The organism is Acinetobacter sp. CIP 64.2, from assembly GCF_000369645.1.
Lineage (GTDB): Bacteria > Pseudomonadota > Gammaproteobacteria > Pseudomonadales > Moraxellaceae > Acinetobacter.
In genome coordinates, this window is record NZ_KB850122.1 from 431606 (window position 1) to 447328 (window position 15723).

At 38.1% G+C, this 15723-nt stretch carries 20 protein-coding genes and 1 pseudogene; 17 read left to right on the forward strand and 4 right to left on the reverse strand.

Translation table 11 applies throughout. The annotated features are described in order from the left end of the window. Window positions 1-310: 310 nt before the first annotated feature. Complete coding sequence (locus tag F895_RS09060) at window positions 311-517, reverse strand: hypothetical protein (RefSeq protein WP_005241520.1); 207 nt, start codon at window positions 515-517, stop codon at window positions 311-313. A 108-nt stretch (window positions 518-625) separates the two neighbouring features. Here F895_RS09060 and F895_RS09055 point away from each other — a divergent pair, with 108 nt between their 5' ends. The 5 genes from F895_RS09055 (at window position 626) to F895_RS09035 (ending at window position 4004) form a co-directional block, all read left to right on the forward strand. Then, window positions 626-844, forward strand: a complete 219-nt coding sequence (locus tag F895_RS09055) for a hypothetical protein (protein WP_005241522.1) — start codon at window positions 626-628, stop codon at window positions 842-844. After that, window positions 844-2031: a replication initiation factor domain-containing protein gene (locus F895_RS09050; RefSeq protein WP_005241523.1), complete on the forward strand. Its 1188-nt coding sequence runs from the start codon at window positions 844-846 to the stop codon at window positions 2029-2031. Before F895_RS09055 ends, F895_RS09050 begins: the two co-directional genes overlap by 1 nt. Then, the gene (locus tag F895_RS09045) at window positions 2031-2351 is read left to right on the forward strand and encodes a hypothetical protein (RefSeq protein ID WP_005241525.1); all 321 of its coding nucleotides are present in this window, start codon (window positions 2031-2033) and stop codon (window positions 2349-2351) included. Before F895_RS09050 ends, F895_RS09045 begins: the two co-directional genes overlap by 1 nt. A 10-nt stretch (window positions 2352-2361) precedes the next feature. After that, window positions 2362-2568, forward strand: coding sequence for a hypothetical protein (locus F895_RS09040; protein WP_005241527.1), 207 nt, complete (start codon window positions 2362-2364; stop codon window positions 2566-2568). Window positions 2569-2669: 101 nt separating this feature from the next. Continuing rightward, the gene (locus F895_RS09035; protein WP_005241529.1) at window positions 2670-4004 is read left to right on the forward strand and encodes an ISNCY family transposase; all 1335 of its coding nucleotides are present in this window, start codon (window positions 2670-2672) and stop codon (window positions 4002-4004) included. A 254-nt stretch (window positions 4005-4258) separates the two neighbouring features. On the opposite strand, the gene F895_RS09030 is transcribed toward F895_RS09035, so the two are convergent. Then, complete coding sequence (locus F895_RS09030) at window positions 4259-4450, reverse strand: hypothetical protein (RefSeq protein ID WP_005241530.1); 192 nt, start codon at window positions 4448-4450, stop codon at window positions 4259-4261. Between the two features lie 123 nt (window positions 4451-4573). Between F895_RS09030 and F895_RS20280 the strand changes: the two genes are divergently transcribed. The 3 genes and pseudogenes from F895_RS20280 (at window position 4574) to F895_RS0118930 (ending at window position 6267) form a co-directional block, all read left to right on the forward strand. After that, window positions 4574-4792: a hypothetical protein gene (locus F895_RS20280; protein WP_005241531.1), complete on the forward strand. Its 219-nt coding sequence runs from the start codon at window positions 4574-4576 to the stop codon at window positions 4790-4792. Then, complete coding sequence (locus F895_RS09020) at window positions 4792-5949, forward strand: replication initiation factor domain-containing protein (RefSeq protein ID WP_005241532.1); 1158 nt, start codon at window positions 4792-4794, stop codon at window positions 5947-5949. The genes F895_RS20280 and F895_RS09020 overlap by 1 nt, the downstream gene beginning before the upstream one ends. Beyond that, a pseudogene (locus F895_RS0118930) lies at window positions 5949-6267 on the forward strand (hypothetical protein). The gene F895_RS09020 and the pseudogene F895_RS0118930 overlap by 1 nt, the downstream one beginning before the upstream one ends. A gap of 367 nt (window positions 6268-6634) precedes the next feature. Here the strand turns inward: F895_RS0118930 and F895_RS09015 are convergent. Together F895_RS09015 and F895_RS09010 are read right to left on the reverse strand one after the other, a co-directional pair. After that, a complete protein-coding gene (locus F895_RS09015; RefSeq protein ID WP_005241534.1) occupies window positions 6635-6928 on the reverse strand; it encodes a hypothetical protein in 294 nt (97 codons plus the stop codon). Next, window positions 6928-7182, reverse strand: a complete 255-nt coding sequence (locus F895_RS09010; RefSeq protein WP_005241545.1) for a hypothetical protein — start codon at window positions 7180-7182, stop codon at window positions 6928-6930. Before F895_RS09010 ends, F895_RS09015 begins: the two co-directional genes overlap by 1 nt. A 112-nt stretch (window positions 7183-7294) precedes the next feature. On the opposite strand from F895_RS09010, the gene F895_RS09005 reads away from it, so the two are divergent. From F895_RS09005 to F895_RS08965, 9 genes are all read left to right on the forward strand, one after another. Next, on the forward strand, window positions 7295-7489 hold the full coding sequence (locus tag F895_RS09005) for a hypothetical protein (protein WP_005241546.1): 195 nt from the start codon (window positions 7295-7297) through the stop codon (window positions 7487-7489). Next, a complete protein-coding gene (locus tag F895_RS09000; protein ID WP_005241547.1) occupies window positions 7489-7770 on the forward strand; it encodes a hypothetical protein in 282 nt (93 codons plus the stop codon). Before F895_RS09005 ends, F895_RS09000 begins: the two co-directional genes overlap by 1 nt. A 367-nt stretch (window positions 7771-8137) precedes the next feature. Then, window positions 8138-8374: a VF530 family protein gene (locus tag F895_RS08995; protein WP_005241548.1), complete on the forward strand. Its 237-nt coding sequence runs from the start codon at window positions 8138-8140 to the stop codon at window positions 8372-8374. Window positions 8375-8583: 209 nt separating this feature from the next. Next, window positions 8584-9621: a LacI family DNA-binding transcriptional regulator gene (locus F895_RS08990; RefSeq protein WP_005241549.1), complete on the forward strand. Its 1038-nt coding sequence runs from the start codon at window positions 8584-8586 to the stop codon at window positions 9619-9621. A 234-nt stretch (window positions 9622-9855) separates the two neighbouring features. Next, window positions 9856-11184: a uracil-xanthine permease family protein gene (locus tag F895_RS08985; RefSeq protein ID WP_005241550.1), complete on the forward strand. Its 1329-nt coding sequence runs from the start codon at window positions 9856-9858 to the stop codon at window positions 11182-11184. An 11-nt stretch (window positions 11185-11195) separates the two neighbouring features. Next, a complete protein-coding gene (locus tag F895_RS08980) occupies window positions 11196-12626 on the forward strand; it encodes an amidohydrolase family protein (protein ID WP_005241551.1) in 1431 nt (476 codons plus the stop codon). Continuing rightward, window positions 12626-13345 carry a sulfite exporter TauE/SafE family protein gene (locus F895_RS08975; protein WP_005241560.1) on the forward strand — a complete coding sequence of 240 codons (720 nt, stop codon included), beginning with the start codon at window positions 12626-12628 and terminating at the stop codon, window positions 13343-13345. The genes F895_RS08980 and F895_RS08975 overlap by 1 nt, the downstream gene beginning before the upstream one ends. Window positions 13346-13408: 63 nt before the next feature. Then, the gene (locus tag F895_RS08970; RefSeq protein WP_005241562.1) at window positions 13409-14698 is read left to right on the forward strand and encodes a hypothetical protein; all 1290 of its coding nucleotides are present in this window, start codon (window positions 13409-13411) and stop codon (window positions 14696-14698) included. A 377-nt stretch (window positions 14699-15075) separates the two neighbouring features. After that, window positions 15076-15645, forward strand: a complete 570-nt coding sequence (locus F895_RS08965; RefSeq protein ID WP_005241564.1) for a TetR/AcrR family transcriptional regulator — start codon at window positions 15076-15078, stop codon at window positions 15643-15645. Window positions 15646-15723 lie beyond the last annotated feature (78 nt).

The window sequence follows — 15723 nt, forward strand, 5'->3', positions numbered from 1 at the left end:
ATATAGTGAAAGCATTGTGTTTAATATTTGAGTGCATGTCAACATACATCCAGATTTGAGGGAAATTGAGTATTATAAAAGTCATTACATATCAAATTATTAATATTGTATTATTTCGCATAATGTAACTGACAGATTATGTTACATAGTGAATTTGCTAGGATAATAATACTTGCAAATTCACGTAATTTAACATCAATCTGCATTATGCGAAGTTGATTAAAAAACCGACTATAAAGTCGGTTTATTTATTTGAGAGAATAGGGGAGATCGCATTAATTTTTTTAGTAGTCAGGATCGACGAATATAATCAGTCCGCTTTTTTTATCTCCTCGATATATTTTGTTACATCTTTAGCTGTAATGCTGTCTAAGTGCTTATAAATTAAAGCATTAATTATATCTGCTTCTTCAATTCTTTCCTTGGTTTCGATAATGAAATCAAGTGATTTTCCTTTGATCGTTTCAACGAATTCCCCGCGTATTCTGTAAGTTTTTGATAAGTCTGATTTTTTCATGTGATGTCCTAACATTGTTTCATGCAACAACATTATTGTGTCACACGTTGCAGTGTTACATGCAATTCTGTTATATTTCTGTCAAATTGTTACGTGTGATGTTGTTACATGGAAAGAGAACAAGCTTTTGAGACGGTGGCAAAGATCGTTCACGACAGGGGGGTTGAACTCATTGTCGGCGGTAATCCTGCATTTGAAACTGAATTTGTCCTTTTTTACCTTGAATCAACAATGATGGCTTGGGGCTATAAAAATCCAAAGGTCGCTGCTTACTGTGACGCTATAAAAGCCGAAAACGATAATTTTAGAGCTATGGGGATTTGCTAATGGACAAGTACAAAAAACAACCAATACCCACTGTCTCACAGGGGGGAATGAAAAATGAAGCAGTTGGAACCCCCATTAATAAGATGGGGGTAAAGAAATTCGATACTCGTCCACAATCTGCCGATCTCCCGTATCAACATAATCCGTTGTACACAATTCCACATACCCACATGCTAATGACAAACGAAGGTGTTAAGCATGTTGAATACAGAATGCCTGCCGACAATGAAATTGCTGTCATTGATTGGGTCAACTTCACTTGTGGTATTGAGACTCTAGGTTCAATTACTCACGCATCTGGTTTCGTAACTTCAAAGTATGAAACTGACGATGAAATTGTGCTGGATGAACAACGTTATCTATCAGCAGTCACCGAGCTTGACGAACATTTAGAGCATATCTTTGGCTTTAAAACTGAATATCGCAGATCAGGCGGTCTTAACTTCTATAGCCAAAGCTATGTTTTAGGTGAAGATTTTGGTTTCGTTTGTATCGGTGGGCAGCGTAATACGATCTTGATCATGATCAACGGCCGTGGCTGCAACTTTGCTAAAAGTGGTTGGGAATTAAGGCTTTATCATTTCTTAGTTACTCAAGCCAAGCGTCCTAAATTAACCCGTGTAGACATTGCACATGATGATTTCCAAGGCAAGCACATCAGTGTTGATTGGGGCAATATGCAAGATGGTCTTGGGGGCTTTCAACTTGGCAATCGTGCCCCAAATATCGAACATAAAGGCAATTGGCGCAGACCGAACGGCAAGGGACGTACGCTTTGTATAGGTAGTCGTGATTCAGGAAAGTACCTGAGAATATACGAAAAAGGTCGTGCAGAGGGTGATCCTGAAGACAATTGGCAACGTGCAGAAGTTGAATTTAAAGCAATTGACCGTGTCTTGCCATTCGCAATGCTTCTTGCACCATCAGAATATTTTATCGCTGCTTATCCTTGTTTCCGTGATCTAGCAGAACATATACAGCCTGAACGTATTGAAACCATTACTAAAACGGCTCAAATCAATTTCCAAAACGCTATTGAGAATATGAAGCATCAATACGGGAAATACATCAACGTCTTTAAGGACGTATTCGAACCTGAAGAACTCATCAATTTAATTTGTTGCTCTGATCCGCTTGCATTTCCCAAGCGACTCGATCACGTGCTTATAACTGCTCGGAGAATGTAATGCATACATCAAAAGTAAAAATCTTAGGTGCTAAAGCTGTTGATTTTAAACCAACGGATGGTAGCGGTCGTCATTACGATCACGTAGCACTTTATTGTCAGATTCCCATGGATTTATCTCAAGGTAATTCTATTGGTAATGGTTGTGAGACGTTTAACTGGCAAGATTCGTCAAACATCGCATTGTTACGCCACTTTAAACAAGCTGACTTTCCAATTGAAGCGGAAATTACGTTTGACATGGTTACCAGTGGTAAAGGCGTTAAATACGTTGTCTGTGATGTGAAGCTGCCAACGCCACCAACAAAGCCAACAGTTTAAGGATCTCGCCATGACTGAACGTGTAGTTAAGGTTTATCCGAAACAAGAACAGCTTGAAGACATTGTTCAGGGCTTTAACAAGGCTCTTGTACATGTTCAGTACTTGCTAGCAAATCATCACGAATCATTCATTGATAAATCTTCATTGCGTGCATTGCAGAACGATCTTCAAGTGCAGATTCATAAACTGGAAAAGTTATATAAAACAAAGGCTTGAAATACAGCTGTTAGAACCCATTTAAAGTGTCTATATTCTCACCAATAAAAATGTCTGGTTTATGATGGTTTTTATCACCATGGACTGGATATAAAATATAGATGCTGATCACTATGTCTGACAAAGAAATTCAACGTCTTGCAGTTCTGCAAGACGTTCGAGATCATCGTATTACCCAAGTCCGTGCTGCTGAAATCCTGAATCTTTCCACCCGTCAAATTACCCGGTTATTGCAGAAGCTCAATCAAGATGGTGTTTCAGGCATGACGCATGCCAGTCGTGGTCAACCGGGTCATCATCGCCATGACGATTTATTAAAATCGCAATGTCTTTCCATTATTTCTGAACATCTGCTGGGCTTTGGACCTACCTTGGCGCATGAGAAGCTCAGCAGCATGTTTGACCTGAATATCCCGGTAGAAACGGTTCGGCGCTGGATGACTGCAAATGACCTTTGGATTCCGCGATCCAAACGTCTAAAACGCCCATACCAGCCACGCTATAACCGTGATTGCTTCGGTGAACTGATCCAAATTGATGGCTCATATCATGACTGGTTTGAAGGACGCGCTGCTAAGTGCTGTTTATTGGTGTATATCGATGATGCCACTGGAAAGCTGTTGCATCTGCACTTTTGTGAGGCTGAAACGACCTTTGACTACATGCTTTCAACCCGAGCCTACATTGAACAATACGGCAAACCTCTAGCCTTTTATAGCGACAAGCATTCGGTATTCAGAGTTAATCAGAAATCCAGGCAAGACAGCCAGATTACGCAATTTCGCCGGATTCTGAATAATTTGAACATCGATATTATCTTTGCCAACTCACCCCAAGCCAAAGGTCGCGTAGAACGCGCGAATAGAACTCTTCAAGACCGTCTGATCAAGGAGATGCGCCTGGAAGGTATTGGTTCGATTGCAGAGGCCAATATATGGTTACCCTGCTTTATTGAGCAGTTCAATCAGAAGTTCGCCAAATGTGCGCGAAACTCAAAGAACCTGCATCGGCCATTAACCGAATCTGATCTTGAACTGGATGATATTTTTACCTGGCAGGAACCGCGTAAGGTCACCAAGAATCTAACCATCACGTATGACAAGTGTATTTATCTGCTTGAACCGACAGAGCTGAATCATAAGCTTGTTGGGCAATACATTTCATTTCTGGAGTACCCGGATGGTACTGTGGCAATCATGCATGAAGGACGGAAGATCAACTATAGCGTCTTCAATAAACTAGCTGGACTACAGCAGAATGAAGTGGTTGAGAATAAACGGTTAGGTTCAGTCCTGGCACATATTCAACAGCAACATGAAGAATTGGAAAAACAGAATAAACGTTCCCGGGCCAAGAAAAGTATGCCGAGTCGTAAAGCTCAGAAAGCTGTTATTGAACAAAGAAATTTAAATCCTGTGCTTGACTCTTGTGGTTAAAAACAGGACATTTTAAATGGTTTATCGCATAGACATTTTAATTGGTGAATAACAACAGCCTTTCGTATAATGTAACTGACAGATTATGTTACATAGTGAATTTGCAAAAATAATATACTTGCAAATTCACGTAATTTAACATCAATCTGCATTATGCGAAATTGAATAAAAAACCGACTATAAAGTCGGTTTATTTATTGGGGAGAATAGGGGAGTTTCGCTATTCTCTAGAGGTCTTATTGATTGTTCTTTAATCAATCCTCAAGTATTAAAGCTCCAGAGCTTCCAATGTTTATTTTCTCGAGTGCTAAATCTAGCACTGCATGAACAATTTCGCTGTCTTTCATTGGCTGTTTGTTCTTTTCCATAAGTTTCTTGTTGATTGCAACGGCTTTTTTTCTGATCGCTTCTTGTTCAGCATCAGTCAATCTCACGGTTTTGGACATCTCTAAAATTCCCTAGTTCTATACACGGCTATAAATATACAAATAAATATGTATACATGTGTTGCATATACATGTGTATTTGTTCTATATTTCGCTTAATGTGATTTGTATACATGTATAAAAATGGAAAAAGAACACGCTTTCGAGATGGTAGCCAAGATCATTCATGATCGTGGGGTCGAATTGATAGTAGGGGGCAATCCAGCTTTCGAGACTGAGTTTGTTCTTTTTTACATCGAATCGACAATGATCCAATGGGGCTTTAAGAACCCTAAAGTCGCTGCGTACTGTGACGCAATCAAAGCCGAAAACGATAATTTTAGAGCTATGGGGATTTGCTAATGGATAAGTATAAAAAACAACCAATACCCACTGTCTTATCGGGGGGAATGAAAAAGGAAGCAGTTGGAACCCCCATTAATAAGATGGGGGTAAAGAAATTCGATACACGTCCACAAGACGCTGATCTCCCGTACCAACACAATCCGCTATATACCATTCCTCATACTCACATGGTTATGACGAACGATGGTGTTAAACACATCGAATACAGAATGCCTGCTGATAATGAAATTGCTGTCATTGACTGGGTCAACATGACTATGGGTTTAGAGACTCTTGGTGATCACTTGTGGCAAGAAGATGAATTCATCCTTGAATCACATCGTTGCACGGCTGCAATGGATATTCTTGATCCGATTCTTGAAGATATATTTGGATTTTCAACTACTTATTGTCGTGGTACTGGTCTCAATTTCTACAATCAAAGTTATGTTCTCGGTGAAGATTTCGGCTTTGTATGTATTGGTGGCCAGCGCAATACTATCCTGATCATGATTAACGGTCGTGGTTGTAATTTCGCTAAAAGTGGTTGGGAATTAAGACTTTATAACTTCTTAGTTACTCAAGCTAAACGTGCGAAATTAACTCGTGTAGATATTGCACACGATGACTTTCAGGGCAAGCATGTCAGTGTTGATTGGGGAAATATGCAGGATGGGCTAGGTGGCTTTCAGCTTGGCAACCGTGCACCAAATATCGAGCATAAAGGCAATTGGCGTAGACCGAACGGTAAAGGCCGTACACTGTGTATTGGTAGTCGTGATTCAGGAAAGTATCTGAGAATATACGAAAAAGGTCGTGCTGAGGGTGATCCTGACGACAACTGGCAACGTGCTGAAGTCGAGTTCAAGTCTATTGATCGTGTCTTACCATTCGACATGCTTCTAGCTCCAAGTGAATATTTTATTGCTGCTTATCCGTGTTTCTGTGATCTAGCAGAACATATCCAGCCTGAACGTATTGAAACCATTACGAAAACGGCTCAAATCAATTTCCAGAATGCTATCGAGAACATGAAGCATCAGTACGGGAAATATATCAATGTCTTCAAGGACGTATTTGAACCTGAAGAACTCATCAATTTAATTTGTTGCTCTGATCCGCTTGCATTTCCCAAGCGACTCGATCATGTGCTTATAACTGCTCGGAGAATGTAATGCATACATCAAAAGTAAAAATCTTAGGTGCTAAGGCTGTCGATTTTAAACCTGATGACAATTCAGGTCGTCACTATGATCATGTTGCGCTTTATTGTCAGATTCCGTTGGATCTATCGCAAGGCAATACCATTGGTAATGCATGTGAGACTTTCAACTGGCAGGATTCATCAAACATTGCTTTGTTACGTCAGTTTAAAACAGGCTGACTTTCCAATCGAAGCTGACATTACGTTTGACATGGTTACTTCGGGTCGAGCAATTAAATATGTCGTCGTTGATGTGAAGCTACCAGTACCGAATAAGACGTTAGCATAAAAATGAAAGCTATCAATCTTTTGTTGGTTATAGCAGTTCTAGTTGCTTTGGCAGTTCTTCAGAAAGATTGTTCTGAGTTTGCCAAGACACAAGGTCTACATTAAATACTTAGATATCAAAGGCTTGAAACACAGCCTTTCGTATAATGTATATTATGTTAAATAAAAGATTCCAAAGAACGGCACGCTACACACTACTGGTTGATCGTGCCGCGTTTGACTAAATTTAATTAAGCTAGAGAACCTAGTTAATCAAACCTAGTCAAACGTCCTTTATGTAACATAACAAATATTATGCAAAATCAGGACACCTTCATCTTAACCAGCATTGTCTAGATCCAAGTTACTCACCTACCTTTAACCGCATATTATAAATGGGGGTTGCTCGATCTGAATTTGTGAGGCTTTCCTTTGTGTTTTCTTTGTTTTTGATTGTTTTTTTGAACAGGCTTTTCTTCATAGCGAATTTGAGTAGCTTCCACTCTATCCAACCATGATTTTTGTTGATCTTGGGTAACGAGGTTTAACTCGAAGTATGATTTGATGAAGATACGCATCTTGTTCAAATCTGATTGAAGTGCTTTCTGTGAAATCGGCTTTTTATTCTCAAATTTAGAGATACGTTGTTCCAGAGAATCAACCAGCTTCTGTATATGTTCCATTAGCACTCACCCCCTAAATATTCCAATATTTCAGCGTTTGATTTTTTATAAGTATCTAAATAAGCATCGATTTTTGTGTAGTCATACGACCAATCAGCAGCAACAAGAGCCAATTGCTCTAAACAGCGTTCTGTAGGAATTGCAGGAACACATGCCTCCAAACAAGCATTTCCATGTTCAGAAACGATTTTTGCCACCTCATTAAAAGCAGCCTGTATGAATTCTTGTCGGTCTATAAAAAGCACATTTTGCATAAAAGTTACCTAGTAACTTGGTTTAAACAATTAAACAAAGTTTATAGGTAACTTGTCAACCAATAAATAAGGTTAAAATTAACCTAGTAACTAGTAAACGGATATTCCCTGCATGAGCAAAGTCTACAAAATCAGAACTGATGAAGTTGAAAGCGTAAAAGAAACACTAATGAAATTCGTGGTAGCTAAGAAAAGTCTAATGGCTGAAAGTGATGTAATTCATGCACTTATCAAATACCATCTTAAAGACCTAAAGGCAGACGAAGTGATGAAGTATAGACAAGATGTCTTAGGAAAAGACGAATAATGAAAGGATTAATCACAGGTGTATTGTTAGCAATAACAAGCACCTACGCCCTTGCAGATCAAGAAAAATACATAAAATTTGAAATTATATTAACAAAGGACTACGAGCGAGTTTTGGCAAATATATCTAAAGAATTCAAAAATATAAAGCCAGAAGAAAAAGAGAAAGCACTAAACCAGTGTTATGAATACATGATGAGCGAAGACGGAAGAAAGTTCTTTAAAAAAGAATCAGGAAACCAGAAAAGAAAAATACTATACATATGCAATGTAAAGCTGTAAGTCACTGAAATCGCATAATATCCTATTATGTTAAATAGAATATCTAAGACTGTGGCCTACACAATACTGTTTGTTACCACAGCTCAGTAACATGAATCTCTACGATCATAATTAACGTTGCTGACTTAGAGTTCTCATTCCGTAAAAGAAAGATCTAGATTTTATTTAAGACACTAAATCAAATGGCAGAAGATTTTTACCAGTTGGCTATCTCGATTCTCCCAAGTGATTGATCCTGCCATTTCAGCATACATCATTAGGAAATAAGCTATACTTTTCTATATTAATTACGCTTAAATTCCAACTCTCTCATTTACGAACTAGCTCAGGTTATAATAATGGTCTCCCAAAACATGGTTGATCTATTATGAGCACCTCCAATGACCCTCTGCACGGCAAAAAACTTGCTGACATTTTGGATGAATTATTGAATTACTACGATGGCTTTGAAGGCTTGAGTCGTAAAATTGAAATTAGATGTTTTTGTATAGATCCAAGTGTTAAGTCATCATTGCGATTTTTACGTACCACACCATGGGCACGTGAAAAAGTAGAAAACTTATATTTGTATGTCTTACGCCAAAAAGCCAAACAGAAATCGTAGTCATAAAAGCCCTAGCCTCAGCATTTTAATTAGTGGTGGACTGCCACCACTCTCGTAAACAAATTTAGCCTATTCTTAAGACTTTTTTGGCAGGAGAAAAATAATTTTATGCAACTAAGCCTGTAGCTTAAATATAAATGCTATATTTTCGGTTATACTCAAAATCATCTTCTTTTTACTAAAACTTTCATATATCACTGGTTCTAAACATGCAACGTGACAACAATAAAAAAAACATAACTATTAGTGATGTAGCACTTGCTGCAAAAGTTTCACGCACAACGGTGTCTCATGCCCTGAACGGTAAAGGCGAAGTGAATTCTGAAACACGGAAAAAAATTCAGGATATTGCTGAACAATTGGGATATCGTCCAAACAGATTTGCAACAGCGTTACGAAATGGTGGTACGCGCACAATTGCATTGATTTCCACTATTCCAAGTGCTATTTCTGGTGGCGCATCTAAGTTGGGTTTTATGATGGAAGTGGCCAATGTCGCAGCAAGTTATGCTTTAGAACATGATTTGTATGTTTTATTGGTTCCTTTCATGGATCATAATAATTTTGATGTTAATCGAATGAACGTTGATGGCGTTATTTTACTTGAGCCATGCCTCAATGATCCGATAGTTAAAAAATTAATGCAGTATAAAATTCCATTAGTGTGTATTGGTACACCGAGTCAGGATAATACAGAAATTCCTTATGTCGATTTACAGTCTGAACAAACAGCCGCAAAACTGCTCGAACATCTAGTTGAAGAAGGTGCTCAACAAATTGCATTAATTACGGGTCAATCTAAACGGAATGTATCTCTACAAACTGAACAGATATACCGTCAATACTGTCAACAGCATGCCATGACTGAAGTTGTATACCAAATTGAAGAGCGTCTAGGTGAAATGGGGGGTAAATCTGCGACAGCAGAGATTATCAAAAAACATCCAAAAACAGATGCTATCTTGGTAATGATCGATACTTTTGCTACTGGTGTGATGCAATATTTAGCTGAACAGAAAATATCTGTACCCAAGCAAATGAAAGTAGTAACACGATATAATGGAATTCGAGCATTAACATCTACCCCTCCACTCACGGCTGTTAATCTGCATCTTGATGATGTAGCTAAAATAGCGATTGATTTATTGGTGATACAATTAAGTGATAGTGTAGAAATAGTGCCTGTACGAACAATGCAAGAACCAGAAATCATAAAACGCGCATCAAGTGTGCAAATATCATCTTAAAAATTAAATTTAAGGCAATTTATTAACAATATCCCCTAGTCTCTTTTTAAGATAAAAATAATAAAATCAGGTTTTTTCTCCTACAGTTTTTATAAATTTAATATAAAACAAATACTTGATTTTCATTGATCGTGAAGTCTTAATATTTTTAGTAATTTTATTTTTTGGCACATTAATTGCTTTTAAACATCACCCAAATCGATTTGGGTGATGTTTAAATTCAGAGGGCATGATATGAGCACAGTAGTAAAGAACGGAACATTAGAACAAGATAAATCACAATGGTTTAAATATCTGCTTTTTGGCATTCAGCATGCCTTAGTCATTGTAGCAGTTCCCATTACCTCCGTATTTTTGGTCGCTAAGGCGTTAAGTTTGTCCGACCAACTTACTGTGAACTTAATGAGTGCAACTTTTCTTGTATGTGGTTTGGGGACGTTACTACAGTCAATTGGACCGTACAAATTTGGTGCACGACTGCCCTTTGTGATGATTCCGGGAGGCGCTCCAATTGTAATGTTTTTGGGAATAGCGCAAGAAAAAGATCTTGCGACAGCATCTGGTGCTGTGATTCTCACTTCACTATTTTACTTTCTTGTTTTACCCATTTTTAAACGTTTTTTGAGATTTTTCCCAAACATTGTGATAGGTACGTTATTGATTCTCGTGTCTATTAATCTAATCAAAATTTATGGCGGCTTAGTGGTTGGTAAACCAGACACTGCCAATTTTGCGAGCACGTTAAATATTGGACTTGCTTTTGCTACTATCGCAGCTAGTTTATTTTTTGCACGTGTATTGAAAGGCACACTATCTCAACTTTCTATTTTACTAGGTTTAATCTGCGGCACAATTTTATCTGCTTGTTTGGGGCAAATGCATTTTGCAGCAACATATCAAGCAGCTATTTTTAGTTTTCCAACACTCATGCCTTTCGGTATACCGAAGTTTGATTTGGTTGCGACTATACCGCTCCTCATTTTCAGTTTAATTTCGATGGTTGAAGCAACAGGCCAGACCATTACGATTTCAGAATTAGTTGGTAAAAACGATACAGCTCTCGAACGTGTGCCATCTACTATTCGCGGTGATGCCTTGATTTCACTATTGGGTGGTGGATTAGGTACATCAATGATTATTACAAGTGGTGAAAATATTGGAATTGTACGCGCCACACAGATTCGTTCGCGGTGTGTGACGATTGTCGCTGGCATCATTTTACTCATTATTTCAGTTTTCACGCCGCTTGCACATCTGGCAAATGCGATTCCTGTTGCTGTCGTCAGCGGTACAGCTATTATTGTTTTTTCTATCATTGGTACTATCGGTATCGATATTTTACGTCGCGTCGACCTACATGAGAAAGGCAATATGTATGTTCTTGCCTGTGCTTTGACTATGGGACTACTCCCCATTCTGGTCAATGGTCTATACGCAAATTTCCCTCATGCCTTACAACCTATTTTAAATAATGGCCTAGCAATGGGGGCATTAACGGCCATCATCTTAAATATTGTTTTTAACACGCATTCACATACCAATACTTATCAAGAATCAAAATAAGGATAGCTCCAATGAATACTGCCAAATTTTCAGTACATCAACTACAAACTGAACGTTTGCTCCTTTTGCCGAGCTATATTTTACTAAAAGAAGGTTTAGCTCAGGGTCAAGCTATTTTAATTGAAAATGGTGTATTTCAGGATATTGGTACACATATCGAGTTGACTGAAAGGTATCCTGACATTGCTCCAGTCAAATTACCTGAACAGCTGATTATGCCTGGAATGATCGATGGTCATCATCATCTAACGCAGTCATTTGCCAAATCCTTGGCCTACGGAGAACCCTCTGAAATTTTTAAAAGAATTTGGGTTCCATTAGAATCTAATCTTGATGAAAATTTTGTTTATCTATGTACAAAATTGGCTGCCCTTGAGTCGTTAAGAGGTGGATTTACGACCGTTTGTGATGCTGGTACACGCAGTGAAAGTAGTATGCATTTAATGGCAGGCGCACTTGAAGAAACTGGATTGCGCTGTGTCCTTAGTCTGATTTGTAATGACGGTAGAGAGCTTAGTACGTCAGCAAAACGTCAAAATATTTTGAGAAATGCACAAAATTATATAGAAACTTATCAGCAACATAAGACCATCCATCCTTCACTGGCTATCTCGATTCCTGAAGTCGCCTCTGATGAGATGCTTTATGAAGTTTCAAAATTATGTGCTGATAATAATATTATTTTTCAAGTACATGTAAATGAACATTTGGCATCAGTTGAACGCTCGATTATTCAGCAAGGCATGCGCCCATTAGAGCATTTGGCAAATGTAGGTGCACTAGGACCACAAACTTTGATTGCTCATGCCACAATGCTTACCCCATCAGAATTGTTGATGCTCCAACGTACCAATACTGCTGTCAGCTATAACCCAGTCGCAAGCCAATGGAAAGGCAATGCTGTAGCATCAGCACAGCTTATGCATGAATTGAATATCCGATTTGCCTTAGGAACTGATGCAACCCGACCCGATGGATTTCGTTTGCTCGATGCAGCTGAAGCCACACAAAAACTAATATTTGGCATACCTACAGGAGATTGTTCAACCGGTGGTGGTTGGATGTGGCTTGATCATGCCACAACGGCTGGTGCTGATGCAGTTGGATTATCACAATTGACGGGCTCAATAAGTATAGGCAAACAAGCTGATTTTCTGCTAATCGATCTAGATACCCCTGAATTTTGTACTTCACAAGATATCACTTGGGACATGGTACGTCTGTGTCAACGTGATCAGATCCAAGCAGTTTTTGTCGGTGGTCAAATGCGCCTCTGGCAAGGTTGGCCAGTTGACTGGGATGCAAAAGCATTAATGCGCCAAATGACTGTACTAACTCAGAAAGCTATCGCTGCTTCTCTAATTCAAAAGGTTCATCCATCTGCTGAACAACATCGACAATTACATGGTCAAACTTCACAGCAACAGAGTGTACGTATCTGATGAATTTTGAAGTCATAACTGTCATTAGTCTAGCGGTATTGCTGGGCGCATTTATCCAAGCTACTTGTGGCATGGGATTCGCGTTGATTGTTGTCCCTGTCATTAGCTTGCTTAATCCAGTCAGTTTACCAGTTACTGTACTTCTGCTAATGCTGCCCTTAAATGCCTATGTTGCATGGCGTGAATGGAGTGTCCTCGATAAAACCGGTGCAGTCTGGATTGGTATTGGCCGTTTTATGGGAACTTTTGGTGGGATTGCCATTCTCAGTGTACTTTCAATGAAAAGTCTATCGATTTTTATTGGTTTATCCACGATTTTCGCAGCCGTAGTGACATGGTTTATTCCACCGTTTAATCCCAATAAAAAAGCATATATCAGTGCAGGTTTGATTACCGGGATTACTGAAACCACTACTGGTATTGGTGGGCCTCCGCTCGCATTGACCTATCAGTATCGTCCTGTTGCCGAAATGCGTGCCACCATTGCTATATCTTTTCTTTTTGGCGAGATTATTTCATTAATTTTTTTGGCTATATCAGGGCATCTCTTTCCTGAACTGATATACAGCACTTTATGGTTTTTACCTGCATTAATCTTAGGCTCTCTTTTAAGTCAGTTTATTCATAACCGTATTAATCAAAAGTATATGCGGCTATTTGTGCAGATATTTGCACTGAGTTCAAGTGCACTACTCATTATCAAAGCATTGAGTAAATGAAAGATAGATCGTTTATTGCTCATTGTTTTTTATATTCAGCCTGTATTAAGGAAGTATTTTTTTATGTTAAATTTTAAAAGATTTGCGATCTTAAATTTATCGTTGATCTGCATATCTAGTGGCCATGCTGCTGTCTATCTTCAATCAGAATGCAAAGACAAAGTAACTGTCGACAACATTACTGATATGTTGCGCTGTGGCACCCTTACTGGTAGTGCAAGGCTACGATCATTTTCATTTAATAATGCTTTTTTTAATGGGCAAAGTCAGGATACAACATCTATAGGTGGATTTGTGACGTATAAAACGTCTGAATATAATCATATCTCGGCAGCGATTGGCTTACAGGGACAACAACATATTTTAAAAGGTGCACATGCGATTGGTGGATTTAATAATGACAATATTGGACTCGGTGAAGCTTATATACAGTGGCAAAATAAAAATACGAAAATGACGCTGGGTAACCAACGTCTGAATGTTCCATTCCTTGGTGATTATTCTTCATTTAGAACTCAGCCTTGGCTTTATCAAGCTGCAGATTTTGTCTATGACAATCAATCCTACTTTATTCATCTAAATACCTTTAAAAAATATAAAAGCTATATGGGAGATGAATTTACCTCTAATTCACGACTAAATGATAACCCATACCTTAAAACTATTGACGGCAAAAGTTACACACTTAACTCTGATTTAACGTCATCAATTGGTATTGGCAAAACGATTAAAATAGATAACAACAATCTGTTGCTTCAAGCATGGTTCCAAAATTATAAGAACATTACAAATATTTTTTATACACAAGCAAACTACACTTTGCCAGACCAACCCTTCCAGCCAGAATTTGGTGTTCAATATATTCAAGGAACTGAAACCGGGGATGCTTATTTAGGTAATATTGACAGTAAATCTATTGGGATTAAGTTGAAACTGAACTTCCCAAATAAAATTACCATAAATAGTGGGATTAACCACATTCAAACCAACAGCGATGCATGGCAAAAAGGACGCTTAGTCACCCCATATTCCCATCAAACTACATCAGACCCATACTTCGCTCAACCCTTTTTTACCAGTATACAGGACATCGGATCCGGAACATTTTATATGATTGATACATCAACCAGATCTATAGATAACCTGAATATCGGTCTGCGTTTGACCTATGCAAATATTGACAAGGCATATCAAAATAACAATGATATGTATGAAGTAATGCCTTATTTTATATATAATTTTTCAGATAAATATAAAGGTCTCTCTATTAGTAATTTTTTTGGTCTGCAAAAAGAAAAAAATGATAAAAATGCATTTCTCAACAGTCGTCTCGGTATAAATTATAACTTTTAAAGGCTTATACATTTGTCACTTAAAACAATGAATAAATTTTTTTCAGAACTGCCTCAACATATATCTTTTAGTGGTTTGAATAAAATTTATCTGTTTTGAGCCTTTAGCTTATCACACGATTTGTAGTTACAGTTCAGCGAGGCGAATCTTAGCGATCGTAATTCATGTACCGAGTATTACAAATAATGTATATACGTTACTTAGAAATCAGATTGCTTTCGAGCGGTATGTGAGCAGGGCTGGTGCAAGTCGATGTGGTGAATTTAAATCATATCCCATCATCTATAGCCATATTTTTCTCCCTTTTAAAAAACATATCTTGCACTTTATATTTTAATATGTATGATTGAGTAATCACTCAATTAATTAGTTTGTATATGGCTCGTCCTCGTAGTGAAGATAAACGTAATGCAATTTTAAATGCTGCGATTGAAACATTGGCAGAATTGGGAGAACGTGCGTCTACCTCAAAAATTGCTAAAGTCGCTGGTGTGGCAGAAGGTACTTTATTTACTTATTTTAGTAATAAAGAAGAGTTACTTAACCAATTATACCTTTCGCTAAAAGCCGAACTGCGTCAGGTCATCATGCTCAATTACCCTACCCACTCAGACCTACAAAGCCAAATGCTTTACATCTGGCAAAGCTATTTGGACTGGAGTTTAGCTACCCCGCTTAAACGTAAAGTCATGGCACAGCTATCGACTTCAGAACAAATTACAGAGCAGAGTAAGCAAATCGGTATGCAAACTTTTTGTGATTTTACCAAGACCATTCAAGAACATATCGATGACGGTAAATTAAGAAATTATCCTCCCCTGTTTATCGGTTCAATCTTGGGTGCACTTGCTGAAGTTACACTCAATTTTATTGCCCAAGATGCATCCCAGGCTGATCTTTATCGTAAGTCAGGTTTTGAAGCATTTTGGCATGCAGTTTCCATGTAGATAAAAATCAAAGTAAGGATGCGCAGTATTCTTATTTTAAATCAATTAATGAGTGATTAAATACTCATTTAAATGAAT

Excerpts from the sequence above, each read along its gene's own strand:
- F895_RS09060 (WP_005241520.1), bottom strand. The coding sequence starts at position 517 with ATGAAAAAATCAGACTTATCAAAAACTTACAGAATACGCGGGGAATTC.
- F895_RS09055 (WP_005241522.1), top strand. The coding sequence starts at position 626 with ATGGAAAGAGAACAAGCTTTTGAGACGGTGGCAAAGATCGTTCACGAC.
- F895_RS09050 (WP_005241523.1), top strand. The coding sequence starts at position 844 with ATGGACAAGTACAAAAAACAACCAATACCCACTGTCTCACAGGGGGGA.
- F895_RS09045 (WP_005241525.1), top strand. The coding sequence starts at position 2,031 with ATGCATACATCAAAAGTAAAAATCTTAGGTGCTAAAGCTGTTGATTTT.
- F895_RS09040 (WP_005241527.1), top strand. The coding sequence starts at position 2,362 with ATGACTGAACGTGTAGTTAAGGTTTATCCGAAACAAGAACAGCTTGAA.
- F895_RS09035 (WP_005241529.1), top strand. The coding sequence starts at position 2,670 with ATGCTGATCACTATGTCTGACAAAGAAATTCAACGTCTTGCAGTTCTG.
- F895_RS09030 (WP_005241530.1), bottom strand. The coding sequence starts at position 4,450 with ATGTCCAAAACCGTGAGATTGACTGATGCTGAACAAGAAGCGATCAGA.
- F895_RS20280 (WP_005241531.1), top strand. The coding sequence starts at position 4,574 with ATGGAAAAAGAACACGCTTTCGAGATGGTAGCCAAGATCATTCATGAT.
- F895_RS09020 (WP_005241532.1), top strand. The coding sequence starts at position 4,792 with ATGGATAAGTATAAAAAACAACCAATACCCACTGTCTTATCGGGGGGA.
- F895_RS09015 (WP_005241534.1), bottom strand. The coding sequence starts at position 6,928 with ATGGAACATATACAGAAGCTGGTTGATTCTCTGGAACAACGTATCTCT.
- F895_RS09010 (WP_005241545.1), bottom strand. The coding sequence starts at position 7,182 with ATGCAAAATGTGCTTTTTATAGACCGACAAGAATTCATACAGGCTGCT.
- F895_RS09005 (WP_005241546.1), top strand. The coding sequence starts at position 7,295 with ATGAGCAAAGTCTACAAAATCAGAACTGATGAAGTTGAAAGCGTAAAA.
- F895_RS09000 (WP_005241547.1), top strand. The coding sequence starts at position 7,489 with ATGAAAGGATTAATCACAGGTGTATTGTTAGCAATAACAAGCACCTAC.
- F895_RS08995 (WP_005241548.1), top strand. The coding sequence starts at position 8,138 with ATGAGCACCTCCAATGACCCTCTGCACGGCAAAAAACTTGCTGACATT.
- F895_RS08990 (WP_005241549.1), top strand. The coding sequence starts at position 8,584 with ATGCAACGTGACAACAATAAAAAAAACATAACTATTAGTGATGTAGCA.
- F895_RS08985 (WP_005241550.1), top strand. The coding sequence starts at position 9,856 with ATGAGCACAGTAGTAAAGAACGGAACATTAGAACAAGATAAATCACAA.
- F895_RS08980 (WP_005241551.1), top strand. The coding sequence starts at position 11,196 with ATGAATACTGCCAAATTTTCAGTACATCAACTACAAACTGAACGTTTG.
- F895_RS08975 (WP_005241560.1), top strand. The coding sequence starts at position 12,626 with ATGAATTTTGAAGTCATAACTGTCATTAGTCTAGCGGTATTGCTGGGC.
- F895_RS08970 (WP_005241562.1), top strand. The coding sequence starts at position 13,409 with ATGTTAAATTTTAAAAGATTTGCGATCTTAAATTTATCGTTGATCTGC.
- F895_RS08965 (WP_005241564.1), top strand. The coding sequence starts at position 15,076 with ATGGCTCGTCCTCGTAGTGAAGATAAACGTAATGCAATTTTAAATGCT.